Below are 25,293 nucleotides of genomic sequence, written 5' to 3'. Positions count from 1 at the left end.
AAGCAAGAAGGGAGGGATTGAAATGGAACTTGAGAAAATCTATGGCAGCGGCGGAGCAGTGCCCGCATCATCTGCGCGGCGCACCCATGCGAAGGAGGACACCTCCGACACATTTGCACGGATGCTGCAGAACATGCGCGAGGCAAAGCCCGTCAACAGCTGCGGGCGTGAGGATCTGGAGGGCGACACTGTTGTGACGCGCGTGCTCGCGGACGGCTCGGTCATCACACAGATCTATAAGGGAACGACGCTGATCTCTGAGACGACGACGCCCGGGACGAACCCAGAGGCGGGCAAGGCGCTCATCTCCGAGCGTGTCGAGCAGCTGAAGCTTGACGAGGATGCGGCGCAGAACCCCCTGCTTGACTCGCACGCAGCGCAGGGCGCACAGGGCATCGCGGCGCTCATTGGCACCGCGGTATCATCCGACTGATCCATGCAGCTGACCTCCTATCCTATGCGGACGGGAGGTCGCTGTGTCTCTCCCGCCCCACTTCTCTGTTTTCCATCTGTGAAACAATACGCGTTTTGTTACATGGACGTGACAATTCCTTAGAATTTAACTAAAGTTTCTGAATCTACTTAAGAATATCTGCGTCATTCCGATAACAGTGATAGGAGGTTACTATCTCGCAGGGAGCGCGAAAGGAGGGAAGAATATGAAATTCGATAAAATATATGTCGGGCGAGGTATTGCAGCACCGACTCCTGTGCGCCGCACCACGCATCTCGGCGAGGATACGGGCGACACTTTTGCGCGTATCCTGCAGGAAGAACGCGACGCAGCAGAAGCGGAACTCCAAAACCCCGAGAACAGCGAGCCGGATACGATTGTCACGCGTGTGCTCGCGGATGGGTCCGTTGTTACCCGCGCCTACAAGGGCGCGCGTCTCATTTCTGAGACAACGACACATGGCAATCGTCTCACTCCGAGTAAGGCGCTCATCGCGGAGCAGGCGACCTATCTGCCCGGCGCAGCACAGTCTGCCGCTGCAATGCTCGCATCGTTGACACCGCAGAGGGCGGCCGAACGCACGGAACACATCAGCAATACGTTATAACATATAACATTGCCAAAACGACCTCTCACCCAGTGGAATGTGTGAGAGGTCGTTTTGTGTATGGGGGAGCATGGATCAGTCAGATCAGATCGAGACTTCTGCATCCCTGCCGTGCCTTTTATCCGCTGTAGTACATTGACGATCCCATCATCCACAACACGTCGTATCGCAGTACCGCACTATACTGTGGGGAGACGACAATGCTGCCGCTCCGATCAATGAATCCCCATTTGCCGTCCTTTATGATCGGGGCAATTCCGGCGGAGAAATGCCACGGGAACTCCAGCCCCGCAGGGAGATGAAAGGCAATCTGTCCGGTCTTGTCAATGATGAGGACATCATCTGCCGCACGTACGCGCGTGAGCCCTTCATGGAAATCGTCTGCTTCATCGTAGGCAGGAGGGATGTGCATGATGCCGTCCCTGCCGACGTAGCCCCACTTCCTGCCGTCGTACACAGCGGCCAGATCATCGCAGAAATAGTGCATCTTGCTGTACTGCGGATGGACGATATAGGTACCACTTCGATCGACGGCACCCCATTGTCCATGCACCTTGACGAGGGCGATGCCGTCCTTGAACACGGTGGTATAGTCGTTCGTGGATGGGATAACCTCCGTGCCGGAGGTATTGATATACCCGCGTCGAGCCCCGTCGTCAATGATGCTGCCGTCATCTTCATAGAGCGGCGCTCCTGCGGCAAGAGAGAGCGCGCTTGTCACTGCTGAACTAAAATTGGCCAGTGTTCTTGTACCACGGGAATGGGACACTTCGGCAAGCCCGTCATAGAAGGCGCGGACGTTGGACCACTGCATTTTGAACGGCGTCTTTCCTGTCTTGTCGATGTAGGTGATCTTTTTTCCTTTCATGACCAAGGCATACCCCTCATGAAATCCTTTCGGATGGCCCAGTTTGCGAAACTGCGGCGCGATCACCATCGTACCATTCCTGTCGATAAAGCCCCATTTCTTGTCGATATTGACGGCGGCACGCTCCTCGTGGAACGGCTCTGCGCGATCATACGAAGGGGGAATGACCATATTGCCCGTCTCGTCGATGTAGCCGTATTGCTCCCCCTTCTTTCGGATGACAGCGGCACGCCCCTCGGAGAATGGCTCGACGCTGTAGAACATCTCATCCGTCAGGCGGCTCCCGTCACGGCGGCAGAGACGGTATTGATCATACTCTTCACCGATGCAGAGAATGCTGTGCCCCATCGGCTGGATTAACGCGTATGCGGCCGGCAGCAGCAGTGCTCCGCTGAGGTCGTATGCACCGACCTTGCTCTTCTCATCGCGTACGACGATGATGTCATCCATGAGTGGCTTGATATTCACGTAGGCCGTGGGGACAATCTGCGTGCCGTCGGTACGGATGATGCCTAGTCTGCCGCCCTTCTGAACGATGAGATAACCCTCTGCATAGGTGACGATGCTGTCATACACAAGGGGGACGACCTCTGTTCCATCGGCAGCGACGGCACCCCATTTTCCGTTTTTCTGTACTTGGAATACGGTACGTGCGGTGTCCGTCATGATGACGGCGGAGGACAGCTCCTCCTGCGGTTTTTCTGCCGCCTGTCCGATGCCCGTGCTGAGGAGGAGGGCGGTGCTGAGCGCGGCGACGGCGGTGCACAGGCGTGTCATGTTCATCCGTGTCATTTCGTTCTCCTTTGTCATGGCGCAATCGTTTCATTTTGTTCTATTTCGCGGAAAAGACGCGCTTTCCTGCATAGGGCTCAGGGGGGCTTCTCCAGTTTTTCCTGTGATCCTCCACAGCGCTTCACGCATCACTTTTCCATCGGCGCGATGAACGGCGGCGGTTGGATTCATCAAAAAAGCACGGCAGATGGCAAGGCCGTGCTTTTTCGTAAGACGAATCTAATCCGTCGATGCTATCATGATGGTCAAAGTGATTCGGTCACAGGGATCCCCCAGGAGGTATGGCGAAAGATGATGACATCGATGTTTGTCCTGATCCTGTTTGGCGTGGTGGCATGCGGCGCAGCCCTGTGGTCGATGTACCGCGGGCTGAGCGGCGAAGCGACCAAAAAATTCCTCCATTTTGAGAACGGACGCCTGACCGTATACTATTACTCCTTCCCGGGGATGCACGAGAAGACATACGCGCTCGATCAGATCCGTGAGGTGCGCTTTACCCATCACTGGGTGCGCAGCCCGGTCTCGCATACGGGCAAGATGCAGATCGTATTGCACGACGGGACGGTGAGCCGGTCATTTTTCTACGACGGGAGCGTCCACATGAAAAAGATGGTGCTCGCCACCTCGCTGGCGCTGATGAGCCTCACCACGAAGGAGCTCGCCGAGGAGTTCCGCCGGCATGGCGTGCGCCGCATTATCATCGATCCGCACCTTTTGGAGTGAGGCAGGGCGGCGGAGACAATCAAAAAGCACGGCTTAGCGATAAAGCCGTGCTTTTTCATTTGCTGTGCTAAGGAAGCACTGATAAATTCGGTACAACCATCTTAGGGAAATACTGATAAACTCAGCACCGCCGTCTTAGTACATCTTTTTCGCCCTGTCTGTGTCGACAAATCCTCCACATAGCCTCTGCTATGCGTCCGGTTTGTCTCCTTGACAGGACAAAAAATCTGCACCAATTCGACGGACTTTATTTTATCAGTACTTCCCAGCGCATCTTTTTTGCCCGCACTTCGGCGGAAAATCCTCCACAGAGCACCACTCTGCGTCCGGTTTCCCACCTCGTTCGGACGAAAAAATCTACGCCAATCTGAGAGACTGTTTTATCAGCGATTCCCTAAAAATCCGCCAGCCTACTTATTTCTTCGCCTGACCGACCAAGAACACGCTCGCGTCCTCATACTGCGGTGCGATCACCATACTGCCGCTGTGGTCGATGTAGCCCCACTTGTCGCCGACCTTGGCGGGGGCAAGCCCTGCGGCGAAGCTGCCGAGCTCCGTCACTGTGCTCGGCGTGAGGAAGGGGACGCGCCCCGTTTTGTCGATGAAGAAGGCCTTTCCGCCCTTGACGACGGCGGCCAGTCCCTCGTGAAAGTCCTGCACGGCATTGTACGTGGGCGCGATGGCAACACTGCCGTCCTTTGCCGCGTAGCCCCACAGTTCCGCCGTATCCTGCACAGCGGCGCGGTCCTCGGAGAAACGGCGCATCATGCGGTAGTTTGCGGGAACGAGATATGCCCCCGTGCGGTCAACGCAGCCCCAGCGGCTCTTTACCTTGACGAGTGCCATGCCGTCAACGAATGTGCTGTTGTAGTCGTTCTTGATCGAGACGATCATCGTGCCCGTCTTGTCGATGTAGCCGCGCTTCACATTTTCATCGTCGAGCATGAGCGGGTCATAGATGTACTGGCCTGCTGTGCCGGCGACGATGGTGAACACCGCGCCGAGAAAGTTCGTCGATTTTACCTTGCGGCGCACCTCGGCGAGCCCGTCATGAAAGGGCAGTGCGCTGTCGTACGGCGCGGCAAAGACCTGCGTACCCGTCTTGTCGATGTAGGCGAGCCCCTTCTTCCCGCGCACGGCGGCCAGCCCCTCGCTGAATCCCGTGGGGATGTCCCGATACTGCGGCGCGATCACCATCGTGCCCGTCCTGTCGATAAAGCCCCACTTGCCCCCGACCTCGACGGCGGCGAGCCCCTCGGAGAAAATGCCCGCCGAGGCGTACTGCGGCGCGATCACCTCTGCGCCCGTCTTGTCGATGAAGCCGACGTGCTTCTTGTCCTCCATGACGCTCGCCAGCCCCTCGGAGAAGATACCCGCCGACGTGTACGACTTCTCCGTCAGGCGGGAGCCGTCCGCACGGTAAAAGCTCCATCGCTTGTCCGTGCCCTGCACGATGGCGGCGCCGTTATGATAGGGGACAATGTCGCGGTGGACGACGGGGAGGATCAGCGTGCCGTCCGTCCCATAGCAGCCCCATTTCTTGTCCGCATCCTGTACGACGATGCGATCCTCTGTCAGCTCCTCGATGTGACGATAGGCGGCGGGGACGACCTGCTTGCCGTCCGCGCGGAGCACGCCCCATTTCTTCCCCTGACGCACGAGGAGATAGCCCTCTGCATAGGGACGTATCTCATCGTACTCCGCTGCGATCACGGCGGCACCCGTCGTCGAGACGGCGCCCCATTTCCCTGCGGTCTTGACGAGGGCGAGCGGTGCCGCATGGACGGCGGCGGACGGCTCCTGTCCGCGGTCGACCAGGATGCCCATCCCCGTGTAGAGCGGGTTGTCGTGAATGGATTCGGCGGCGGCGTGAGGCATCTGTGCCGCGATCAGGCCTGCGGCAGCGAGCGCGGCGATGGCGGTGCGCAGACGCGGCGTCTTCTTCTGTGTCATATTCATTCCCCTTTATTCTTGGAAATTTCCTTATCCTGCTGTTATTCGCGCAGAATCAGTGCTTTCCCTGCCATGGAAATGGATAAAATGAAAATCCTTGTCGCAAAAACCCGCACACCATGGGGAAGGTGTACGGGTTTTTGTGTTCCTTCGAACATTGTGCGCCGCAGGCACTCAGCAGTTCCCGCGATGGATATGGCGCAGGTGACGCGCGGCAGATGGCGCTGATGACCTCGAGCTCGTCCATGGTGTAGAGCGTCCCGTACTCCGTCGGGTGCGAGAGGTAGACCATGCCGGGGCGCACCATGTGATCGCGGTTCGCGTCCTCGTGATACGTACGCAGACAGCTCTCGATGGCGCGTGCCGTGAGTTTGCCGTCCGCATGCGGGAGCGCGAGCACCTTGTGGTCGCCGCACTCGATTGCGCCCGCCTCGTGTACGGTGATATGCCCCGTATCTGCGGCAATCACGCCCTCATAGGGATGCAGCAGAGATGAGATCACGATGCGGTTCGTCTGCGTTCCCCCCGAGAGGAAGTGAATCTCCGCACGCGGACTGCGGCACGCCCTTCGGATCTTCGCACGCGCCGCATCGGAATAAGTGTCCAGCCCGTAGCCGGCCGTCTGCTCCAGATTTGTCTCTATGAGCCGCCGCAGAATCTCTGCATGTGCCCCTCCAGATAGTCCGAGCCAAAGGACAGCAGTTCGCTCATTCTCGTCATCTCCTTTTTCGTACGATTCTATATTATCGGAAAATCGATGGGGATTCAAGGAAAATGTTAAGAGGGGGGGGGATTTCTCCGATAGAAACAGTAAGGACAGCAATATCATGCAGGAAGCACGAAGGGAGGGAAACCGATGGAACTCGAGAAAATCTATGGCAGCCGTGGAGTAGTGCCCACATCATCCGAGCAGCGCACCCATGCGGCGAAGGAGGACACGTCCGACACATTTGCGCGGATGTTGCAGAACCTCAAGGAGTCCAAGGCGGCAGAGGCGCGCGACTGGGCGGAGAAGGTCGGCGATACCGTCATCACGCGCGTGCTCGCGGACGGCTCGGTCATCACGCAGATCTATCAGGGGACGAAGCTCATCTCCCAGATTGTGACGCGCGGCTCGCATCCCGAGGCGGGCAAGGATCTCGTCTCCGAAACAATCCAAAAGATGAAGCATCAGGCCCTCGAGCAGACCGCGGATCCGCTGCTCATGTCGAAGGCGGCGCAGAGCTCCGTCGCGACGGCGGCAGCTGTCTCTCAGATGATGTAAGGCATTCGGTCAAGACAAAGACCTCTCGCACCGAGGATGGTGCGGGAGGTCTTTTGGTTTGTAACAATGCGGGAACGTCAAAATCCCCAGTCAAGCCCTGCCTTGAAGGTGACGCCGCGCTGCTTGCCGGCCCAGCCCTCGACGCTGAGATCGGCGGTGGCGCGCTTGCTGAGGTTCGTGCGGTAACCGAGCTCAAGGCTGCCCGAGAGGCCCTTGAGCGAAGGGCTTGGGGTATCGTAGGAGAAGCCGCCCGTGTGGTAAGTTGCACCTGCGTCCCCCTTGAATTCATACTGAAGGGAAGTGCCGAGGATGAGTGCGCCGCTCCCCTTCGGGATCGTCCAGCGTGCGCCCGTGCGCAGGCGGTGGCTGTCGACGGCGTGGAAGTCATAGCGGTCGCCGGTCGAGAGGGTTGCGCTCGCTCCGTTCTGATGCGTATAGAAGTAGCGCAGATAGAGCTCACGCTCCGTTCCGTTTGCCGCCTTTGCCGTGTGGCCGACGCCGAGATGCGCGCCGATGTAGTTCGCGTCCGTATCGTAGGATGCGCGGCGCGTGATCCCTCCGACGGGAAGGTCTGCCTCATAGTCCGTGCTCATGCGCCCGAAGCGCAGGCTGCCCTCGTAGAACATGCCGCCCTTCTTCTCCTGACGCAGGAAGGCGCCGCCGCCGACGTAGTGGGTATTGCCCTCGCCGTGGGTGCCGTCGTCGAGGTAGGAGTCGTAGCTGCCGCGCCCGTATTCAACGATGGGGCCGAAGAGGATGCGGTCATTGCCGCGCATGACCTCGCGGGAGAAGCCGACGGCGAGATTCATGCCGCGGACGTTGACGTGCGAACCGGTCTCGTGGCGCAGGCTCGATCCGCCGATTGCGGCAAAGGGGGCGAATCCGCCCGCGCCCGCTGCCTCGGCTGAGGCGCTCGCCATGCCGCCGCCCGCGATGAGGTCGCCGCTCGCACCGAGAAATGCCGCTGTGCCCGTCATGGTCTCGGCAAGGGACTTCGTGTTCTCGTGCAGAACGAAGTTGTTATTGCCGGGGTTAGGATTCGGATTTGGGTTGGGATTCGGGTTCGGATTTGGGTTCGGATTCGGATTTGGGTTGGGATTCGGGTTCGGATTTGGGTTCGGATTAGGGTTCGGGTTGGGATTCGGGTTTGGGTTTGGGTTAGGGTTAGGATTCGGATTCGGGTTCGGGTTCGGGTTTGGCGTTGGTGTCGTACCCCCGTCGATGGCGCTGCCGTCGACCTTCACTACGAGCTCCTTCTTATTCGCCGTGACGCCCATTCGTGCCGTCCGATGTCCCGAGACGCCCTCGTAGACGGTCATCGTGGTCGCGCTGTCCGTATCGATCTGCGCGTTCTCTGCGTAGAGGAGGCGGAGGCGGTTCGCCGTGCTGCTGCCCGGCAGATATGCCGCGAGCGTTGTGCCGCTGAGGTTGGTGTTGGCATTCGAGGTCACACGCAGCATCGTGTCGTTCTCCGTCATCCCTGCGGGCACGTAGAACGCAAGCCGCTGAAAATCCGCAATGCTCTTGGCTGTGATTCCCTTCGTCTCGCGTACGATGAGTGCGTTGTTTTCCCGTGTCACATTTGCCGCCGTAGCCACGCCGCCGTGGAGGTGTGCCGCACTGAGGTTGGGAGCCCCTGAGATTTCGACCGTATTGCCCCGTACGATGGCAGTTGTGCCGGCAGAGCCGTCCGTCGTTGCACGCCCGCCGTAGATCGCGTCCTCATATTTGCCGCCGCTGATATGGAGCTCATTGCTCTCTGCGGCAGCGACTGCCGTGCCGCGCGTCGCCTGTGCGTAGCTGTCACCGCCGAAGATATCCTTTTCGAAGGTTCCGCCGTTCAGCGTGACGATATTCCCGCTTGCGACAGCCTGTGCCTCGGTGTCGAGCGCATTTGCATTTGCACTGCCGCCGCGGATCTCCTCCCATGGGGCACTCACGGGGCTGAGTGTGATGCGGTTCGCGTGTGCCGTCGCTGCGACCGTGCGCAGCTCGCCGCTTGCACCGGCCCTGCCGCCTGTAACCTCGCGCCCGTCGTCAAAGCTGCCGGCTGTGACGGTGACCGTGTTTTCCTCCGCTGTCGCCGTCGCGCCTCTGGTCGTACGGTAGGCATATGCGGCACCGCCGGTGAGCTCGCTGTTGATCGCCCCCGAGGCGTTCTCGATGCGGATGCTGTTGCGCGCCGTGATGGCTGTCGCCGCATTCGAGCGTGCATATGCCGTACCGTTGCCCGCCGCCATGCCTCCCGACAGACGCGTGCCCGTGAGCGTGATTGTATTGCCCTCGACCAGCGTTTCTGCCGTTCCATGGAGGGCGTCGGCGTAGGCTCTGCCCGCGAGCGCCCCGTAGGTGAGCGTGCCGCCCTCTGCCGTAATGTGATTGTTCGCGGCGCTGACGTGAACCGTGCCCGCCCCGTTCGTTGTGAGCGAGGCACGCGCGGCGGTTACGTGATTTGCTGCGCCGCCGTTGTTGATCGTCACCGTGTTCCCGTTCGCCTCAGCCGTAAAGGATGGGGCGTCAAGAGCGCCGACCTGCTCGATGCTCGCAGCGTTCAGATCGCCAGTTTGCACGCCGTTCGCACCGATCACGACGGCATTTTCATTCGCCGTGTAGGACACTGCACCGCCGCTCGTACGCGTTACACGAATCTCCGCGCCGAAGACATTACCGAGCGTCCCCTTGGTGAGCGTAATCCGATTCCTGTTCGCCGTGATTGTGGTCGGGTCTGCCGCATTTGTGAAGCGCTGATAGCTGATGCTCGCACCCTTTGTAGCGGTAAAGTCGTATGCGCTGCTCTGCACATCGATGCTGTTGCCGCTCGCGGACAGCTCGCTGTCCCCGTCCTGATGATCCATGCGGACAGCGTTCATGCGCCAAGTCTGTTGGTCGTCCGTAATCGTGTAATGGTGATTGTCCTCGACAATCGGCGCCGCATCTGCCGTCACCCCTCCGAGCGCCAGCCCTGCCGCAATCAGCGCGCCAAGACGCATCTGTCCCCTGCGATTCATAGCATTGACTCCTTTCAACGTGCCTGTTCTAATGAGAATATATCCATCCCATTGATAACATAGCCAATCGTATGCGTAAATGGGGCAAACGTAGGGGATGAGGCGGGACTCATTCCGCTTGGCTGCTGCATTATGGCGATGATATTAGACGGGAGCAGAGTCCCGTCATTTCGTGGAGGCGCGCATGCCGTGCCATGCCTGTTTTCCACGCTTTCTTAAAGTTTCCGCATACAAATAGGACTGTAGTGCGACACTGCGCGTTACAGTCCTATTTCGACGCATTATATGTTGTTGAGGGAAGATGATGTTTTACTGAAGAGAGGTGAGTGCCGTCTTAGCCGTGCGTGTGCAGCCTGTCAGAAGGTACCCGCCGCGTCGTACGCAGGGGCGATGACGATCGTGCCCGCGTGGTTGATGAAGCCCCACTTGTCCCCGATCTTCGCGGGTGCAAGTCCCGATGCGAAATCGCCGAGCACCGTGATTGTGCTCGGAACGAGAAAGGGTACACGCCCCGTCTTGTCGATGAAGAAGCTCTTTCCTCCCTTGGAGACGACGGCGAGATCCTCGTGGAAGTCATGCGCCTCCTCGTAGGCAGGCGCGATTGCGATCTGGCCGTCGCGCCCGACAAAGCCCCACTTGTCGCCGTCCTTCACCGCCGCCATGTCCTCGGAGAAACGGTGCATCTCGTTGTATTTTGGTTCGACGATGTATGCGCCCTTCTCGTTCACGCAGCCCCATTTGCCCTTGACGACAACGAGTGCCATGCCGTCCACATAGGTGGAGTTGTAGTTGTTCTTTGGCGATACGATCTCATTGCCGCTGTGGTCGATGTACCCGCGCTTGATCTTCGGATCGGTATATAGATCCGTACCGAGTGAGAGGAAGCCCGAGGCAAAGGCGGCAACGCCGAGGGCGGCGCCGAGGAAGTTGGTCGATTTTACCTTACGATGTACCTCTGCCGTGCCGTTGTTGAATGGCAGAACGGTTTCATAGCGCGCATCGAATTGTTTTGTACCGGTCTTGTCGATGAAGATCCAGTTCTTTTTGCTCTGCACGCCCGCGAGCCCCTCGCTGAATCCGCCCGCAACGTCGCGGAACTGCGGCGCGATGACCATTGTCCCGCTTTTGTCGATGAATCCCCATTTCCCTTTGACCGCCACTGCCGCAAGCCCCTCGCTGAAGATCATGGCGAGCCCGTATTGGGGGGCAATCACCTCTGTGCCGTCCATGTTGATGAAGCCGACGCGTCCCTTGTTGTCTTCAACGCTCGCAAGTCCCTCGGAGAAGACGCCGATGTTCTGATAGGATTTCTCAGTCAGGCGTGTCCCGTCTGCACGGTAGAATGTCCATGACTTGTCCTTTGCCTGTACGAGAGAAATGCCATGCAGGGCGGGGACGATGTCGCGCTGCTGGCGTGGGAGGAAGACGTTGCCCTCCATGTCGTAGCAGTCCCATGTTCCGTTCGTGTTCTGTACGACAATGTCGCTTTCTTCAAACGGCTCGATGCTCTTGTACATCACGGGGACGATGAGCTTGCCCGTATCGCGGAAAACGCCCCATTTTTTGCCTTGGCGCGCAGAGACATAGCCCGATGTATAGGGGGTGAGCTCATCGTACTCCGGCGGAATGACGAATTCTCCTGCGGTGTTGATTGCGCCCCATTTTTTGCCCTGCTGTACGAACGAGAGCGGTGTGGTGCTCGTGGCTGGCTCTGTCTTTTGCTTGTCCAGCAGGACCTCTACGCCGCTGTAAATGCGGCGATGGAACGGAGCAGCCTGTGTTTTGTACGTAACATGATGCGCCTCATCTCCTTTGCAATGAACACTCCTATGTGCACAGCATACCGCATTTTCCTGTGCAATACAATCTTTATTCAGCAGTTCCCACGATGGACGTGCCGCAGATGGCGGCGTGCGATCGCCGTGAGGCGGTCGATGTCCGCAATCGGTGTCGGCGGCGCGCTCATGCGGTGGCGCGGGAAATAGCGGCTGATGTGGAGCGGGAGGTCGGGCGAGAGAGCGGCGAGCCAGCGTGCCTCGGCGTCCATGTCGGCGAGGCTGTCGTTTATGCCGGGGATGATAAGGGTCGTCACCTCGACGTGGACGCCCGCGCGGACGGCGTGCGTGATGGTCTCGCGCACGGTCATGAGGTCGCCGCCGAGCCGTCGGTAGAAGTCCTCGCGCCAGCCCTTGAGGTCGATGTTCATCGCGTCGACGTGCGGGAGGAGGCGTGCGAGCGGCTCCGCACAGATCATGCCGTTTGTGACGAGGACGACGGCGAGCCCCGCCGCGTGGAGGAGCGGCGCCGTATCCATGATGTACTCATAGCTGATGAGCGGCTCGTTGTAGGTGAATGCGACGCCGAGGCTGCCGTGCGGGGCGGCGCTCAGCTCCTGTGCGAGCGCGGCGAGACGCGCGGGCGGTACGTTCTCCGTCGGTATGGCGGCATCTGCCGCCGCGATGTCCGCGTTCTGGCAGAACGGGCAGGCGAGATTGCAGCCATAGCTGCCGACGGAGAGGATCGCGCGGCCGGGGTGGAAGTGATAGAGCGGCTTTTTCTCGATGGGGTCGAGCGCGAGCGCGGTCAGCTGCCCGTAGTTCGTCGGACGGATGACGCCGCCGACGTTCGTGCGGGCGCGGCAGAAGCCCGTCTCATCCTCACGCAGGCGGCAGGCGTGGGGACAGAGACTGCAGACTGCCGTCACGCGTGACGCTCCGACGTGAACCGCCAGATGCGGATCTCGGCCTCCTCGGGGATGCCCGCCTTTTTTCGTGCGGCGCGCAGCTGCTCCTCGGCCGTCTCTGTGCTGGGGACGGCGGGGAGCATGACACCCTTGCGCCCGCGCGACTCGGCGATGATGCCGTAGGTTTTTGGGTCGAGTGCCTCTGCGCCGCCCACGAGCTCCGGCTCACTGAGCACATCGACCGTGATGTCGAGCGCGTCCAGTTCCTCCTCCGTCACGGGGGTGACGTGGGTATCATTTCGTGCGGCGTGCGCGGCATTGCGCGTGATCTCGTCAGCGATGCTCTTTGCCGACGGCTCGAACGTCCCGTATGTCCCGCGCGGCGCACCATCCCGCGTGAGCGTTACGTAGACCCCCGCGCGCCCCGTCATCTCCTCCGGGAGCTCTGCGGGCACGGGCGGCAGTTTCCCCGTGCGGACGATCGTCTCCACGGCGCGGCGGGCGAGCCGTACGTAGTCGTCCTCTGCCGCGCGGCGTTCCTCGCGGGCGCGCCGCTCCAGCATCTCATATCGCTCCACAAAGCTGCGGCGCGGATCTTCGCGCATCACCTTGAACGACACGAGCCCGTAGCCGATGCCCGTCGTCCCCTGATAGGAGAGCTTTTTGATCTTCAGTGCGCGCGCGTCGAGCACGCCCGCCAGCATCCACAGCCCACGCAGGGCGCACTCCGCCGCCGGCTGATAGATCGCGGGATCCATGCGCAGGAGTTTTAGAAAGTCGCCCTCCTCCAGATACTTCACGCACGCCTTGTCAAACCGCGGCCCCTCGGGCGCAAAGCCGCGCGGCGCGTCGGGCGTCAGACGGTGGGAGAGGTCACCGCTCGCGAAAAAGACCGCCCGCCGTCCGAGCTCCTCCGCCACGCGGGCGATGCACCGGCCGAACACATAGTGCTCCTTGGGCGAGAGCCCCGAGACCCCGACGCGCACGAGACGAAAGTCCGCCGTGTGTGTCTCAAGGAAGGAGAGCGGCACCATCACCCCGTGATCGAGCGCGGCACCCCGTCCGCCGACGCCGCCCGCCGCGATCCCCTCGGCGGATGCCGCTTTTGCGAGCTCCTTGGCAAAGGGCTCATCGTAGTCCGCCATGACGCGCAGATCGGGCGCGCCGAACGCGGCGAAGTCCCCCGACGCCATCTCGCCCGGCGCGATGTGGAAGTAGTCTGCGTACATCACCGTGTGCGGGCTCGCGACGATCACCGTCTCGGGCGCGAGCTCTGCCGCCTCCTTCATCGCGCGTTCATAAGCGTTAAGTGTCAGTTGGAGCTTTCGCTCCTCGCCCTGCCCGACCTCCGGCAGGAGGAGCGGCGGGTGCGGTACGGCGTATGCGGCAACGATGGACATAACGATACCTCCTCTTCGGTATATTATTATATGGATTCGACGCGCGGGGCGAAAGCCCTGCATTTTTAATTGATCCGATGCGTGCAGCACGGTATGCCGGGAGGGGTAAAGGAAGCACGAAGAGATAAAAAACCGCGATAATTTGGAGGCGGACGGGACATGGTGTATGAGCATCTCTCTCGCCTCTGCATAGGGATGAGGTGCGCTGGCAAGAGGAGTACGCGCGGCACAGAAGGTGCGATAAAAGGGCTTTATCACTTCGATTGGAATTGTCGGATCGGAGTGATTCGATCGATGTGTCGACGTATGCATGAAAACAGCCTCCTGTATCGATCATGATGCAGAAGGCTGTTTTTCACTCATCCCATCCCCCAGAGGGCGGCGATGACGAGGGCGGGGAGGAAGTTCGCGACGCGGATGTTCGGCAGGCCGAGGAGGTTCGTCCCAATGGCAAAGATGAGGATGTTGCCGACGCAGCTGAGCCCGGCGAGGGCGCTGTCCGTCATGTAGGGAGCGAGCAGTCCCGCGAGGGAAAAGATCGCGCCCTGAAAGAGCCCGACGGAGACGGAGGAGAAGATGCAGCCCTTGCCGAGGGTCGCCGTGAGGAGCATGATGATGACGCCGTCGAGGACGCTCTTCGTAAAGAGGACGGACGGGTCGCCGAGCAGGCGGTCGTTGATCGAGCCGATGACCGCCATGGCGCCGATGCAGACCGTGAGCGAGGCGGTGACGAAGCCGTCGATAAACCGCGTATCGCCCGCGCTGCCCGAGACGCGCTTCAGCCACGCGCCGAACGCGGTCATGCGCGCCTCGATGTTCAGCAGCTCGCCGACGAGACCGCCGACGATGAGGCTCGTGATCATCATGTAGATGCCGCCGAGCGCGAGCTGCCCGTCCGCATTGGCGCTGAGCATCGTGCGCAGCGTGCCGCCGAGCCCGAGGAACATCACGGCGAGCGCACAGGCGCGCATCAGCGTCTCCTGCACGCGCTCCGCGATAAAGCGGCCGCAGCCAAGCCCCAGGATACCGCCGAACGCGATGGCGGCGACGTTGGCGATGATTCCGATACCGGGGAGCATCGTCCCACCCCTTTTCCCATTTCGTGATGGTATATTCTACTCCATTTCACGGTGGATGTAAAATGAAGATATGTGATGTGACGATCCGTATCAATGACGGAGGGGGGGGCAGCGCCTCATCTGGCCGATCCCCCGAAGGGGGGCACGCCCCCTTCGGCTCGCTGCGCTCGCCACTTCCCCGTAGATGGGGAAGCTATTATGCCGTTACTCCCCGAAGCCTCCCCCGTATGACGGGGGAGGGGGACCGCCTGCGGTGGTGGGGGCACACTGATTCCTGTATACATACAGATTCCATAGACATTTAGTGCTTTATCATGGTAAAATGTGCGCATGTTTTTTTTCGGAGGGATCTTGTATGGAATCGTTTCTTCCCGTACTGAATGCGGTGGACTCCTTCCTCTGGGGGGCACCGCTCATCGTCCTGCTCGTGGGGACAGGCATCATGCTGACGCTGCGTCTCTCGCTGATCCAGGTGCGCCGCCTGCCGCGTGCGCTCGCGCTCATCCTCAAGGCAAAGAACCGCGGAGAGGGCGATGTATCGAGCTTTAAGGCACTCTGCGTCGCGCTTGCCGCGACCATCGGCACGGGCAATATCGTCGGCGTCGCGACGGCGGTCAAGGTTGGCGGCCCCGGTGCGATCTTCTGGATGTGGATGGCGGCGTTCTTCGGCATGGCGACAAAGTACGCGGAGGGGCTGCTCGCCGTGAAGTACCGTACGACGGACGAGCGCGGAGAGATCGCAGGCGGACCGATGTACTACATCCGTCACGGCATGGGGGAGAAATATCGCCCGCTCGCAGGATTTTTTGCGTGTGCGGCGGTGCTCGTCGCATTCTTCGGCATCGGGACATTTCCGCAGGTCAACGCCATTGTGGACTCGGCAGAGCTGTCCTTCGGCGTGCCGCGTCTCGTGACGGATATCGCCCTCACGGTGCTGATCGCGGCGATCACCATCGGCGGCCTTCGGAGCATTGCCGAGGTGGCCTCGCGCATCATTCCCTTTATGGCGGTTCTCTACATAGTCATCAGCGTCGGCATCATCGTGATGCACATCGACGGCATCCCCGCGGCGATCGGCCTGATCCTCGAGGGGGCATTCACCGGCACGGCGGCAGCGGGCGGCTTTGCGGGCTCCACGATCATGATGGCGATGCAGAACGGTATCGCACGCGGCGTCTTCTCCAATGAGTCCGGTCTCGGCTCCGCACCGATTGCTGCGGCGGCGGCAAAGACGAAGGAGCCCGCCGAGCAGGGGCTGATCTCCATGACGGGCACCTTCATCGACACGATCATCATCTGTACCATGACGGGGCTCGTCCTCGTCCTCACGGGAGCATGGCAGAGCGACACGGCGGGCGCGGCGATGACGGGCGCGGCGTTCACGGGCGCGTACGGGCACATCGGCGGCGCACTGCTCACCATCTCGCTCGCTCTCTTCGCCTTTACGACCATCCTCGGGTGGAACTACTACGGCGAGCGCGCCATCCTCTATCTCGCGGGCGTGCGTGCGATTCTGCCGTACCGCCTCGTCTTTATCGCGCTCATCGCCTGCGGTGCCTTCCTGAAACTTGAGGCGATCTGGGTCCTCGCCGACATCGTCAACGGCCTCATGGCGATCCCGAACCTCATCGCGCTCATCGCCCTCTCGGGCGTCGTCGTCCACGAGACGCGCCGCTATTTCGAGAAACTCGAGCGCGGGCGGCGGTTTATGAAGTAAATGTGAATGGGCTGCTGTACGAAGCTGGAAAGCTTTGTGCAGCAGTTCTTTTTTTGTGCATGGATGAAATCTATAGCATCATGAATGGCTTCATTTCATCAGCGCTTGCTAAAAAATGTAAATCGTGCTAATTGACAGAAGAGACAGGCGAGAATATAATGTGACATATAGAATTGACGTATTTAAATTTCTTTCATGAGGTTCTCGTTCGTTCATGGGGAAAGGAGAATGCGTGGAGCGGCTGTTTATTTAATGAGGTGAATGTATGAGAAAATGGAGTATTCTCACCGTCTTGGCGGCGATGCTGTGCACCCTGCTCGCAGCGGGATGCGGCGGCGGTCCGCAGCAGAATGCTGCGAGTGACGGAAAGAACAAGCTGGTCATCTACACGTCGATGAAGGAGTCGCTGATCGGCGGCATCGTCGAAGGGTTTAAGAAGAAGTATCCCGACATCGAGGTCGACTATCAGTCAGCGGGTGCGGGCAAGCTGATGGCAAAGATCGCGGCGGAGAAACAGAGCGGGCACATCCTCGCAGACGTGATCTGGACGAGTGAAGTGCCTGACTTCTATAAGATGAAGGCAGACGGCGTGCTGGAGAACTACAAGCCCACTGTCTTCGATGAGCTCGTGAATCCATTCGATGACTATGACGGCACGTTCACGGCAGCACGTCTCGGAACGCTCGGCATCACCTATAACAAGGACAAGATCTCGACTGCTCCGACGCAGTGGAGTGATCTGACGAAGCCGGAGTTTACGAATGCATTTGGCATCGCTGACCCCGCTCTTTCGGGAACGTCGTATATGAGTATCGCGCTCCTGCAGAAGCAGTTTGGCTGGGAGTTCTTTGAAAAGCTGGCCGCGAACCAGACCCGTATCGGCAAGGGGGCGGGACAGGTCATTGATGACACCTCCTCGGGCGAGCTCGCCGCGTGCCTGGGTGTTGACTACATCACGAACAATAAGGTCAACAAGGGCGCACATGTCGCCCTTGCCTATCCGCCCGAGCTGCTCGTCGTACCAAGCCCCGTGGCGATCTTCAAGGAATCAAACAACATGGATGCGGCCAAGAAGTTCGTCGACTATCTGCTGAGCAGTGAGGCACAGCAGATGATCGCCAACGAGGGAACCGTTCCTGTCCGCAACGATGTCGATATGCCGGAGAAGTTCGGTCTGCCGAAGCCGGCAGAGGCCCTCCAGCGCGCCATTAAGGTGAACTATACGGAGATCCTCCCGCAGAAAGAGGAGACGATCAAGAAGTTCACAGAGATTATCGGTAAGAAGTAGCTGCGAAATCGGTCGTTCCTGTGAGGGCGGTGGAATGAAACAGTTCATTCCGCCGCCCTTTTCAGTATATGGGGATGCACGAACATATTGTGCGCGGTACTCCTGTGCCGTGTGGAGGAGGGCTTTATGGATATTATCCGTGTGGAGGGCGTCAGCAAAAGCTATGGCGATCACCATGTCTTAGCCGATTTGTCACTGACGATACGCAAGGGAGAGTGCTTTACCCTGCTTGGGCCTTCGGGCTGCGGGAAAACAGTGCTGCTTCGCCTGATTGCAGGCTTCGAGTCCCCGGATGCAGGCAAGATCTATCTGGACGATACACTCGTTACCGACCCTGCGGAGCAAGTGGAGATACCGCCGGAGCGCCGCGGCATCGGACTCGTCTTCCAGGACTATGCGGTATGGCCGCACATGACGGTCTTTGACAATGTCGCCTACCCGCTCAAGATCGCGAAGCGTCCGAAGGACGAGATCCGTACGCGTGTGATGGAGATGGTGGAGATCGTCGGGATGAAGGGGCTGGAAAAACGCCTGCCGTCGGAGCTCTCGGGCGGCCAGCAGCAGCGCGTCGCGCTCGCGCGTGCGCTTGTCGGCAAGCCCTCGCTCCTGCTCCTCGATGAGCCGCTGTCGAACCTGGATGCCAATCTGCGCGAGGAGATGCGCTTTGAGATCAAGGCATTGCAGCAAAAGCTGAATGTCACTGTCCTCTACGTGACGCACGATCAGGAGATCGGGCTCGCGATTTCTGACCGCGTAGCGATCATGGATGAGCACGGCGGCATTCAGCAGATCGGTACGCCGTGGGAGATCTTTGAGCAGGCGGCGAATCCCTTTGTGTTTAACTTCATGGGGATTGCGAACTTCCTTCCGGTACGACGTGAGCAGGACCTTCTCTTTGTCGGTGACGGCACGCAGCGCATCGATGCTGAGCTGCCGGAGGGGGATGCCGATCATTGGGCAGCAGGGTTCCGCCCGTCGGATGTCATGCTCTCTCGTACGGGAGACGGGCTGAGTGGGATCGTGCGCCGCGCGAACTTCCTCGGTGCGACGATGGACTATCTGATCGAGATCGATGGGACGCATCTGCGCACGAGTATTGAGACACATCGTGCCATCAGCGATGATTTGATGTTTCGTGCCGGAGATCCGTGTCGGGTGAAATTCCTCAGCCTGCTCTGGTTTGGTGCGGATCAGCTGAAAGAAGAGGTGGGCAAATGAGTGCTGTGAGTCGTCCCCAGAGCTTTGGTATGGCGCAGGTGATCCTGTTCCTTGCCATTGCCATTCTGGTCATTGTGGTAGCCTTCCCGGTTCTGCTGATTCTCTTCAACGCATTCTGGGTGGACGGATCGTTCAACTTTTCGAGCGCGCTGGATATCCTCAAGGAGCCTGAGACGTATCAGGCACTGCTCAACTCCCTCATCATTGCCTCCTGCACCACAGTGGGCAGCACGATCGTCGGGACATTCTTCGCGTGGCTCGTCACACGGACGGATTTGCCGCATAAGACCTTCATGAAAGGAATGTTCCTCGTTCCCTTTATGCTGCCGTCCTTTATCGGTGCACTCGCGTGGAAGATGCTGCTCTCGCCGAATGCCGGCTTTATCAATCAATTCTTTATCGATCATTTCGGTTTCTCGGGCCCCATCTTCAATATCTACACCTACTACGGGATCAGCGGCGTGGAGATCATGTACCTTTTCCCGTTCGTCTTCATTCAGGTGTGCGGCGCCCTTGAGCGCATGGATCCGACGCTCGAGGAGTCGGCGCGCATCTCGGGCGCGGGGCTTTTTACGATCACGCGAAAGATCACGATCCCGCTCGTTTTGCCGAGTATTCTCTCGGGGGCGCTTCTCATCATGCTCTATTCGATGGCGCATTTCGGCACGGTGGCCGTCCTCGGCATCGAGAACGGCATCTATAATATCCCGACGCTGATCTATGAGCGCATCCATCAGAGCGGCGGCAGTTTTGATGCGATCCGTACGGGAACCGTGCTCGCTACGGTGCTCGTTGTCACGGCGGCTTTCATCATCTGGCTGCAGCGCAGGATCCTCGGCTCGGGACATTATCAGATCATCGGCGGCAAGAGCTTCCGCCCTATGGAGCTGAAACTGCGCGGCCTGCGCTACCCGCTCCTCATCTTCTGCCTCGCGTACATCGCCTTTACAATCCTCTTGCCGACGGCCGTCATTTTCCTGGTCGGCAGTCTCAAGACCTATGGGCTTTCGTTTGCGCTCAGTAATCTGTCGCTGGATAATTACAAATTCATCCTGTTCGACTACAAGGTCACGCGCGATGCGATCTTCAACAGTGTGACGCTCGGCTTCACGGCGGCAGTCATTACCATGTTTGCCGGCGTCATGATCTCCTACGTCATCGTTAAGATGAAGGTGCGCGGCAAGGGCGTTCTCGAGTTCCTTGGAATGCTGCCGTTCTCCGTCCCCGGATCGGTTATTGCGCTCGGTGTGATCCTCGCGTGGAGCGGGCAGTTCGGCATCAACCTCTACAATACGGTGTGGATCATCCTGGTCGCCTACATCGCCCGCTACATGGCGTTTTCTCTCAAAGCAAACTCCGCCGCGCTGGAGCAGGTGCATGACTCGCTCGTCGAGGCGTCGCGTGCCTGCGGGGCGACGATGTGGCAGTCGCTGCGCGACGTTGTCCTGCCGCTTGTGCGGCCGGGGATGTTCGCCGCGTTCTTCCTGATCTTCCTGCCCTCACTGCGTGAGCTGACCGTGTCGATCATGCTCTATGCACCGACGACGCGCACCATCGGTGTCGCGATCTATACGCTGAATGAGGACGGTGAGACGGTCATGTCGGCGGCACTGGCGGGCATCGCGCTCATCATCATCATCATCGGTCAGACAATCATCAACCATTTCACGAAAAAGGCGGGGGTGTAAGGTATGTCGTATGTGCGTTTAGTGGATGTGACCAAACGATTCGGCGACGTCACCGCCGTCGATCACCTCAATTTTGAGATCGAAAAGGGCAGCTGCTTCTCCATGCTTGGTCCGTCGGGCTGCGGAAAGACAACGACGCTGCGCATGGTGGCAGGATTCGAGGATCTTTCCGAGGGCGAAGTGTGGGTCGGCGACCGCCTGCTCTCCTCACCGAAGAAAAATCACTATTTGCCGCCTGAGAAGCGGAACTTTGGCATGGTGTTTCAGGCATTTGCGGTCTGGCCGCATCTGTCGGTCTATGAGAATGTGGCGTTTCCTCTGCGTATCCGCAAGCTCCCCGAGACGGAGATCCGCCAGCGTACCACCGAGGCACTGAAGGCGACGAATCTCCTGTCGGCAGCAGAAGGAAGCCCGGACTTCCTCTCGGGCGGCGGTAAACAGCGCGTGGCACTTGCCCGAGCACTTGCGATCAATCCCGATGTTATGCTGCTCGATGAGCCGCTCTCGAGTCTCGACCCGCATCTGCGTGAGGAGATGCGCTTTGAGATCAAAGAACTGCAGATGAAGTATGGCTTCTCGATCATCTACGTGACGCATGATCAGTCGGAGGCAATGGCGCTCTCGGACTACATCCTGGTGATGAAAAATGGTGTCATGCAGCAGATCGATACACCGCTCAACGTCTATAACCATCCGGTCAATAAATTTGTTTTCAGCTTCATCGGCCTCTCGAACTTCCTGAAGGCATCGTGGCAGGACGGGCGGCCTGTCATCGAGGGACACCCGCTGGATGCTTCCTTTGTGCCGCCGGAGGAGCTGCGCAGCGTGCCTGCGATCTCTCTCGCCAGCCGTCCCTCCGAGATCGATTTTGCCCCGACGGAGGCGACGGATGCACTGCACGGCATCGTGACGCGCAAGTCCTATCTCGGTGAGATCATCGACTACCAGATACAGATCGGCAGCCAGTTCCTGCGTGTGCAGAAAGGGCGCCGCGAGAAGGGCCCCGACGAGGGCGAGAACTGTGCGGTGCGCCTCCTGCGCCCATTCTGGTACGAGGACTGAGGGCGGGAGCGAGCCCTTTCCTCTGTCGATCCGAAAACGATCAATATAATTACACTCTCCTTTTCTCGTCTCACGGCAACTACTCTCGATAGAGGTAAATGTGAGACAGGAAAGGAGAATTTTTATGCGAAACAATTTGCCGCGTGTGGACTGGATGGTCGGGACGGGGCTGGTCGTCGTCGCGATTCTCTCCGTGTTCTATGGGAGCGCGGAGCTGACGAGCAATATCGCCTCGGGGCTGATCGGCTTTCTCGGGCGCACGGTCATGATGCGCGGGGAAAAGGAGGGGACGCGATGAGCACGGTGCTTCCTGCGTCTGCCATGCGGCGCGTGACTTGCCGTGAGCTGCGCCTCCTCGGGGCGGCGTACCGCCTGCCGCTCGCCTATGCCGCCGCGCGCTGCGCACGCGAGACGAAGCTCTACCTGCACTGGACGGCGGGGCACTACGGGCAGTTCTTCGAAAACTACCACGTCCAGATCGATGCGGACGGCGCGATCTATGTGATCGGGGACGGCGCACTCGATGCGCTGCTCGCCGCGACCTATCGGCGCAACAGCGGGAGCATCAGCATCGCCCTCCTCGGCTGCGTCGGTGCGACGACGGACGACCTCGGGTGCGAGCCGCCGACGGCCGCGCAGATCGAGGGACTGGCGATGGCGATGACGGCACTCGCCGACGGGCTCTGGCTGACGATCGATAAGGAGCGCGTCCTGACGCACGGCGAGGCCGCCGACAACGAGGACGGCGTGCGCGCTCATGCGCCCTATGGACCGCGCACGACATGCGAGCGCTGGGACCTCGAGTACCTCGGTACAGCGGAGAGCCCCGCCTTCGCCCCGTGGGCGGAGGACGGCACGCGCGGCGGCGACGTGCTTCGAGGAAAGGCACAGTGGTATCGTCAGCACAAATAGACTGTCCTGCCAAGGCTGGGAGGACACGCATATACGATCACGGTACCCCACAAATTCTGATCCATAAAAATAACCGTCAGTCATATAATGCATTCAGCAAATATGACCGGCGGTTATTTTATTGGAGGAATTAAGGGATGATCATGGAACAAACAAAACGCAGGCGTTCCTTTCTCGTCATACTGAACGCATTTATGGCGTTCGCCTTGCTCTCAACGGACATCTGCTCGACCCATTTTTGCCCGCGGGCGACGCGATAAGCTGACGCGGGATTCTCTCGTCATTTTATGCAGCCATAAAAATTAGCAGTAAGTCCTAACAGAACTTAAATTCATTTTATATCCATTTCCCATATGCGCATCGTATTCTATCCCCAGAAACCGTGATAGGTTGACGGCAGCGCCGTCTGAAAGGATGTGTTTCACATGATGACAACAAAGATGATGAAGCGGACTGCGATCGCCGCGATCGTCGGCGCCATGAGCTACGGTGCCGCAGGCGTGGCCGAGGTATCCGCGCACGCGCTCAGCGTGCCGGCAGAGCGCGCGTCGTACACGAGCTTTGACGGACGCGATGATGTTCAGCAGCTCGCATGGGGTGGACGGCGCAAGAGCGGCAGCAAGCGCTACTCGCAGGGCAGCATGACTACGGCCGCCATCGTAGGCGCTGTCGTTGGCGCGATCATTGCGAAGAACACCTGATATTCGGAGATCATAGGGCACCCACTCCTACGGGGGCGGGTGTTTTTTTGTGCTATAATATCTGCAAAGGAGGAAATCGGATGATATATTCCACTTTTGCCGGGGCAATGCGCACATGTGTCCTGATCGGGGCACTGTTCGGGCTCATGGCGCTTTCTGCCGCTGCACATCCCGTGGACGATCCGGCGGATCCTGTCTATCGGGCGCGGACGGTTCTGCCCGACGCGGCAAAGGCGCGCCGCGACGCACCGGCCCTCGAGACGCTCCGCGCCGCTGCTCCGCGTACGGTGCATCTCGCCGATGCTGCGGCGACGGCGGAGACGCGGCAGCTCTATGCGTATCTTACGGCGCTCGGGCGCCTGCAGTACACGATCTACGGACATCAGAACGACGCGCATCATAAATTTTTTCGCATCGACAGCGGAACGAACTCCGATACGAAGGACATGACGGGCGTGCTCGCAGGGATCGTCGGGCTCGATGCACTCTCGCTGACGGGCGAGGAGCTGGAGCTGACCGATGCGGAGCGCGCAGCGGGCATGAGCTGTGCGGACAAACTCGAGCGGATCGCGGCGGAGGCGTCGAACGAGGGCGCGATCCTGACGCTCTCTATGCACATCCCCAACCTCGCGCGCGCGGCAAAGCGCCCGCAGGCAGACGGCGGCTATGACTTTTCGGGCTATTCGCCGGACGATCTCTCGGGGCATGTTCTGCACTGCGCCGTTCCGGGCGGCGATCTGCATCCGGTCTATACGGCCTACCTCGATATGGTCGCGGATTTTCTGCTGCGCATGCAGAGGCGCGGCATCCCCGTGCTCTTTCGCCCGCTCCATGAGCACAACGGAGACTGGTTCTGGTGGGGCGCAGCGGGGACGGACGGCGCGGACTACACTGCGCTCTGGCAGTACACGGTCCACTATCTGCGCGATGTACGCGGCGTGCACAATACGCTCTACGTCTATGCGCCGAACGCGCCGTTCTCATCGGCGGAGGACTATCTCGATCGCTATCCGGGCGATGCGTATGTGGACGTATTCGGCTTTGACTTCTACGACGATGACGACGATACGCCCGTCTTTTTCAAGCGGCTCGAGCATGCGGCGGCGCTGGTTGTGTCCGCGGCGGATGCGCACGGCAAACTCCCCGCGCTCACCGAGGTCGGCGTTCATAAAAACGGCGGCGGGCTCGCGCTCACGGGCAATGACGATCCGCATTGGACGAGTGCGGCGGCAGCCGTCGCGCGGCGTCATCATATCCCGTATCTCATGACGTGGGCGAACTTTGAGCAGGAGGAGAAGAACTTCTACCAGCCCTTCATGGTCAGCGATACGCGCGGCCACGAGCTCGTCGACGGCTTCATCGACTACTATAATGAGGAGACCTCGCTCTTTGCGGGCGGCCTCGGAGACTGGCGGGGATTACCTGTGCCTGTGCAGGAGTGAGTTATCGAAGATGCTTCTCCGATGAAATTGCCGGTGATGGAAACGGATGCCTCTGAGCGGGGTGTACACGTGCGTGAAAGCGTGGGATATGCCTCCGCGGCGTGGACAGAAAGACGCTGCGGCCGCAGGCATGAATGAATGGAGAAACGGGAAATTTTCGGCGATATTTCAGCCGCTGCCCATCATTGCGGCTGCTCTGGCGGGGAACAGCTTTGGGCGCGTGACGATGCTCAATGTGATTGCCGGACATCTTATCGAGCAAGCGCTGACTGCACTGCTCTATTTCGTCTTTCTTTTCGTTATCGCTGCCTCCATGCTCACCGCAGAGGGGCAGCCTTTTTCGCGCACTCGATTCTGTTTGCAGAGATGCTCCTCGTCATGTTGCTTTTGGCAGGCGGTCCGTCTTTGCGGACAATGATCGGGCAGCACTCATA

The 25,293-nt window shown here is 59.6% G+C and carries 22 protein-coding genes and 1 pseudogene; 14 read left to right on the top strand and 9 right to left on the bottom strand.

What is annotated here, in order from left to right; translation table 11 throughout:
* The first annotated feature begins 22 nt into the window (after positions 1 to 22).
* Positions 23 to 433, top strand: a complete 411-nt coding sequence (locus tag ADJ74_RS04145; protein WP_050342129.1) for a hypothetical protein — start codon at positions 23 to 25, stop codon at positions 431 to 433.
* Between the two features lie 226 nt (positions 434 to 659).
* Positions 660 to 1,061 carry a hypothetical protein gene (locus ADJ74_RS04140; RefSeq protein WP_050342126.1) on the top strand — a complete coding sequence of 134 codons (402 nt, stop codon included), beginning with the start codon at positions 660 to 662 and terminating at the stop codon, positions 1,059 to 1,061.
* A gap of 118 nt (positions 1,062 to 1,179) precedes the next feature.
* On the opposite strand, the gene ADJ74_RS04135 is transcribed toward ADJ74_RS04140, so the two are convergent.
* Positions 1,180 to 2,721: a WG repeat-containing protein gene (locus ADJ74_RS04135; protein ID WP_253271724.1), complete on the bottom strand. Its 1,542-nt coding sequence runs from the start codon at positions 2,719 to 2,721 to the stop codon at positions 1,180 to 1,182.
* A gap of 291 nt (positions 2,722 to 3,012) precedes the next feature.
* Between ADJ74_RS04135 and ADJ74_RS04130 the strand changes: the two genes are divergently transcribed.
* Positions 3,013 to 3,444: a hypothetical protein gene (locus ADJ74_RS04130; RefSeq protein WP_050342123.1), complete on the top strand. Its 432-nt coding sequence runs from the start codon at positions 3,013 to 3,015 to the stop codon at positions 3,442 to 3,444.
* 101 nt (positions 3,445 to 3,545) lie between these two features.
* On the opposite strand, the gene ADJ74_RS11515 is transcribed toward ADJ74_RS04130, so the two are convergent.
* From ADJ74_RS11515 to ADJ74_RS04120, 3 genes and pseudogenes are all read right to left on the bottom strand, one after another.
* On the bottom strand, positions 3,546 to 3,695 hold the full coding sequence (locus ADJ74_RS11515) for a secretion protein HlyD (RefSeq protein WP_071586104.1): 150 nt from the start codon (positions 3,693 to 3,695) through the stop codon (positions 3,546 to 3,548).
* A gap of 163 nt (positions 3,696 to 3,858) precedes the next feature.
* Positions 3,859 to 5,397 carry a WG repeat-containing protein gene (locus ADJ74_RS04125; RefSeq protein WP_253271723.1) on the bottom strand — a complete coding sequence of 513 codons (1,539 nt, stop codon included), beginning with the start codon at positions 5,395 to 5,397 and terminating at the stop codon, positions 3,859 to 3,861.
* 196 nt (positions 5,398 to 5,593) lie between these two features.
* Positions 5,594 to 6,117: pseudogene (locus tag ADJ74_RS04120) on the bottom strand (low specificity L-threonine aldolase); the annotation flags it as partial.
* A 136-nt stretch (positions 6,118 to 6,253) separates the two neighbouring features.
* Here ADJ74_RS04120 and ADJ74_RS04115 point away from each other — a divergent pair.
* The gene (locus ADJ74_RS04115; RefSeq protein ID WP_050342119.1) at positions 6,254 to 6,661 is read left to right on the top strand and encodes a hypothetical protein; all 408 of its coding nucleotides are present in this window, start codon (positions 6,254 to 6,256) and stop codon (positions 6,659 to 6,661) included.
* A 77-nt stretch (positions 6,662 to 6,738) separates the two neighbouring features.
* Here ADJ74_RS04115 and ADJ74_RS11145 read toward each other — a convergent pair whose 3' ends face one another.
* The 5 genes from ADJ74_RS11145 to ADJ74_RS04090 form a co-directional block, all read right to left on the bottom strand.
* Positions 6,739 to 9,669, bottom strand: a complete 2,931-nt coding sequence (locus ADJ74_RS11145; RefSeq protein ID WP_084708956.1) for an autotransporter outer membrane beta-barrel domain-containing protein — start codon at positions 9,667 to 9,669, stop codon at positions 6,739 to 6,741.
* Between the two features lie 356 nt (positions 9,670 to 10,025).
* Positions 10,026 to 11,186 (bottom strand): WG repeat-containing protein, encoded by a 1,161-nt coding sequence (locus tag ADJ74_RS04105; protein WP_253271735.1) that lies wholly within the window; start codon positions 11,184 to 11,186, stop codon positions 10,026 to 10,028.
* A 356-nt stretch (positions 11,187 to 11,542) separates the two neighbouring features.
* Complete coding sequence (gene amrS, locus ADJ74_RS04100; RefSeq protein WP_050342118.1) at positions 11,543 to 12,373, bottom strand: AmmeMemoRadiSam system radical SAM enzyme; 831 nt, start codon at positions 12,371 to 12,373, stop codon at positions 11,543 to 11,545.
* Positions 12,370 to 13,752, bottom strand: a complete 1,383-nt coding sequence (amrA, locus tag ADJ74_RS04095; RefSeq protein ID WP_050342116.1) for an AmmeMemoRadiSam system protein A — start codon at positions 13,750 to 13,752, stop codon at positions 12,370 to 12,372. Before amrA ends, amrS begins: the two co-directional genes overlap by 4 nt.
* Positions 13,753 to 14,111: 359 nt before the next feature.
* Positions 14,112 to 14,831 (bottom strand): DUF554 domain-containing protein, encoded by a 720-nt coding sequence (locus tag ADJ74_RS04090; protein ID WP_050342114.1) that lies wholly within the window; start codon positions 14,829 to 14,831, stop codon positions 14,112 to 14,114.
* 355 nt (positions 14,832 to 15,186) lie between these two features.
* Between ADJ74_RS04090 and ADJ74_RS04085 the strand changes: the two genes are divergently transcribed.
* The 10 genes from ADJ74_RS04085 to ADJ74_RS04040 all read left to right on the top strand — a co-directional run bounded on the left by ADJ74_RS04085 (position 15,187) and on the right by ADJ74_RS04040 (position 25,277).
* A complete protein-coding gene (locus ADJ74_RS04085; protein ID WP_050342112.1) occupies positions 15,187 to 16,548 on the top strand; it encodes a sodium:alanine symporter family protein in 1,362 nt (453 codons plus the stop codon).
* 265 nt (positions 16,549 to 16,813) lie between these two features.
* Entirely contained in the window at positions 16,814 to 17,836 is a 1,023-nt protein-coding gene (locus ADJ74_RS04080) for an ABC transporter substrate-binding protein (RefSeq protein WP_006690732.1), read from the top strand.
* Positions 17,837 to 17,962: 126 nt separating this feature from the next.
* A complete protein-coding gene (locus ADJ74_RS04075) occupies positions 17,963 to 19,054 on the top strand; it encodes an ABC transporter ATP-binding protein (RefSeq protein WP_050342109.1) in 1,092 nt (363 codons plus the stop codon).
* Positions 19,051 to 20,742, top strand: coding sequence for an iron ABC transporter permease (locus ADJ74_RS04070; RefSeq protein ID WP_050342107.1), 1,692 nt, complete (start codon positions 19,051 to 19,053; stop codon positions 20,740 to 20,742). The genes ADJ74_RS04075 and ADJ74_RS04070 overlap by 4 nt, the downstream gene beginning before the upstream one ends.
* Positions 20,743 to 20,745: 3 nt before the next feature.
* A complete protein-coding gene (locus ADJ74_RS04065; RefSeq protein WP_050342105.1) occupies positions 20,746 to 21,804 on the top strand; it encodes an ABC transporter ATP-binding protein in 1,059 nt (352 codons plus the stop codon).
* 124 nt (positions 21,805 to 21,928) lie between these two features.
* Positions 21,929 to 22,102 carry a hypothetical protein gene (locus ADJ74_RS11355; RefSeq protein WP_050342103.1) on the top strand — a complete coding sequence of 58 codons (174 nt, stop codon included), beginning with the start codon at positions 21,929 to 21,931 and terminating at the stop codon, positions 22,100 to 22,102.
* Positions 22,099 to 22,716 carry an N-acetylmuramoyl-L-alanine amidase gene (locus ADJ74_RS04055; protein ID WP_050342101.1) on the top strand — a complete coding sequence of 206 codons (618 nt, stop codon included), beginning with the start codon at positions 22,099 to 22,101 and terminating at the stop codon, positions 22,714 to 22,716. The genes ADJ74_RS11355 and ADJ74_RS04055 overlap by 4 nt, the downstream gene beginning before the upstream one ends.
* A 425-nt stretch (positions 22,717 to 23,141) precedes the next feature.
* Positions 23,142 to 23,417 (top strand): hypothetical protein, encoded by a 276-nt coding sequence (locus tag ADJ74_RS04050; protein ID WP_050342100.1) that lies wholly within the window; start codon positions 23,142 to 23,144, stop codon positions 23,415 to 23,417.
* Positions 23,418 to 23,497: 80 nt separating this feature from the next.
* Entirely contained in the window at positions 23,498 to 24,859 is a 1,362-nt protein-coding gene (locus ADJ74_RS04045; RefSeq protein WP_050342098.1) for a glycoside hydrolase family 26 protein, read from the top strand.
* A 73-nt stretch (positions 24,860 to 24,932) separates the two neighbouring features.
* Positions 24,933 to 25,277 carry a hypothetical protein gene (locus tag ADJ74_RS04040; protein WP_172664506.1) on the top strand — a complete coding sequence of 115 codons (345 nt, stop codon included), beginning with the start codon at positions 24,933 to 24,935 and terminating at the stop codon, positions 25,275 to 25,277.
* Positions 25,278 to 25,293 lie beyond the last annotated feature (16 nt).

Source organism: Selenomonas sp. oral taxon 478 (assembly GCF_001189555.1).
Classification (GTDB): Bacteria; Bacillota; Negativicutes; order Selenomonadales; family Selenomonadaceae; genus Centipeda; species Centipeda felix.
Note: the sequence above shows the minus strand (reverse complement) of the source record. Positions and strands in the feature narration are given on the sequence as shown.

Coding starts and splice junctions, on each gene's coding strand:
- ADJ74_RS04145 (WP_050342129.1), top strand. CDS start 23: ATGGAACTTGAGAAAATCTATGGCAGCGGCGGAGCAGTGCCCGCATCA.
- ADJ74_RS04140 (WP_050342126.1), top strand. CDS start 660: ATGAAATTCGATAAAATATATGTCGGGCGAGGTATTGCAGCACCGACT.
- ADJ74_RS04135 (WP_253271724.1), bottom strand. CDS start 2,721: ATGACACGGATGAACATGACACGCCTGTGCACCGCCGTCGCCGCGCTC.
- ADJ74_RS04130 (WP_050342123.1), top strand. CDS start 3,013: ATGATGACATCGATGTTTGTCCTGATCCTGTTTGGCGTGGTGGCATGC.
- ADJ74_RS04125 (WP_253271723.1), bottom strand. CDS start 5,397: ATGACACAGAAGAAGACGCCGCGTCTGCGCACCGCCATCGCCGCGCTC.
- ADJ74_RS04115 (WP_050342119.1), top strand. CDS start 6,254: ATGGAACTCGAGAAAATCTATGGCAGCCGTGGAGTAGTGCCCACATCA.
- ADJ74_RS11145 (WP_084708956.1), bottom strand. CDS start 9,669: ATGAATCGCAGGGGACAGATGCGTCTTGGCGCGCTGATTGCGGCAGGG.
- ADJ74_RS04105 (WP_253271735.1), bottom strand. CDS start 11,186: ATGTACAAGAGCATCGAGCCGTTTGAAGAAAGCGACATTGTCGTACAG.
- amrA (WP_050342116.1), bottom strand. CDS start 13,752: ATGTCCATCGTTGCCGCATACGCCGTACCGCACCCGCCGCTCCTCCTG.
- ADJ74_RS04090 (WP_050342114.1), bottom strand. CDS start 14,831: ATGCTCCCCGGTATCGGAATCATCGCCAACGTCGCCGCCATCGCGTTC.
- ADJ74_RS04085 (WP_050342112.1), top strand. CDS start 15,187: ATGGAATCGTTTCTTCCCGTACTGAATGCGGTGGACTCCTTCCTCTGG.
- ADJ74_RS04080 (WP_006690732.1), top strand. CDS start 16,814: ATGAGAAAATGGAGTATTCTCACCGTCTTGGCGGCGATGCTGTGCACC.
- ADJ74_RS04075 (WP_050342109.1), top strand. CDS start 17,963: ATGGATATTATCCGTGTGGAGGGCGTCAGCAAAAGCTATGGCGATCAC.
- ADJ74_RS04070 (WP_050342107.1), top strand. CDS start 19,051: ATGAGTGCTGTGAGTCGTCCCCAGAGCTTTGGTATGGCGCAGGTGATC.
- ADJ74_RS04065 (WP_050342105.1), top strand. CDS start 20,746: ATGTCGTATGTGCGTTTAGTGGATGTGACCAAACGATTCGGCGACGTC.
- ADJ74_RS11355 (WP_050342103.1), top strand. CDS start 21,929: ATGCGAAACAATTTGCCGCGTGTGGACTGGATGGTCGGGACGGGGCTG.
- ADJ74_RS04055 (WP_050342101.1), top strand. CDS start 22,099: ATGAGCACGGTGCTTCCTGCGTCTGCCATGCGGCGCGTGACTTGCCGT.
- ADJ74_RS04050 (WP_050342100.1), top strand. CDS start 23,142: ATGATGACAACAAAGATGATGAAGCGGACTGCGATCGCCGCGATCGTC.
- ADJ74_RS04045 (WP_050342098.1), top strand. CDS start 23,498: ATGATATATTCCACTTTTGCCGGGGCAATGCGCACATGTGTCCTGATC.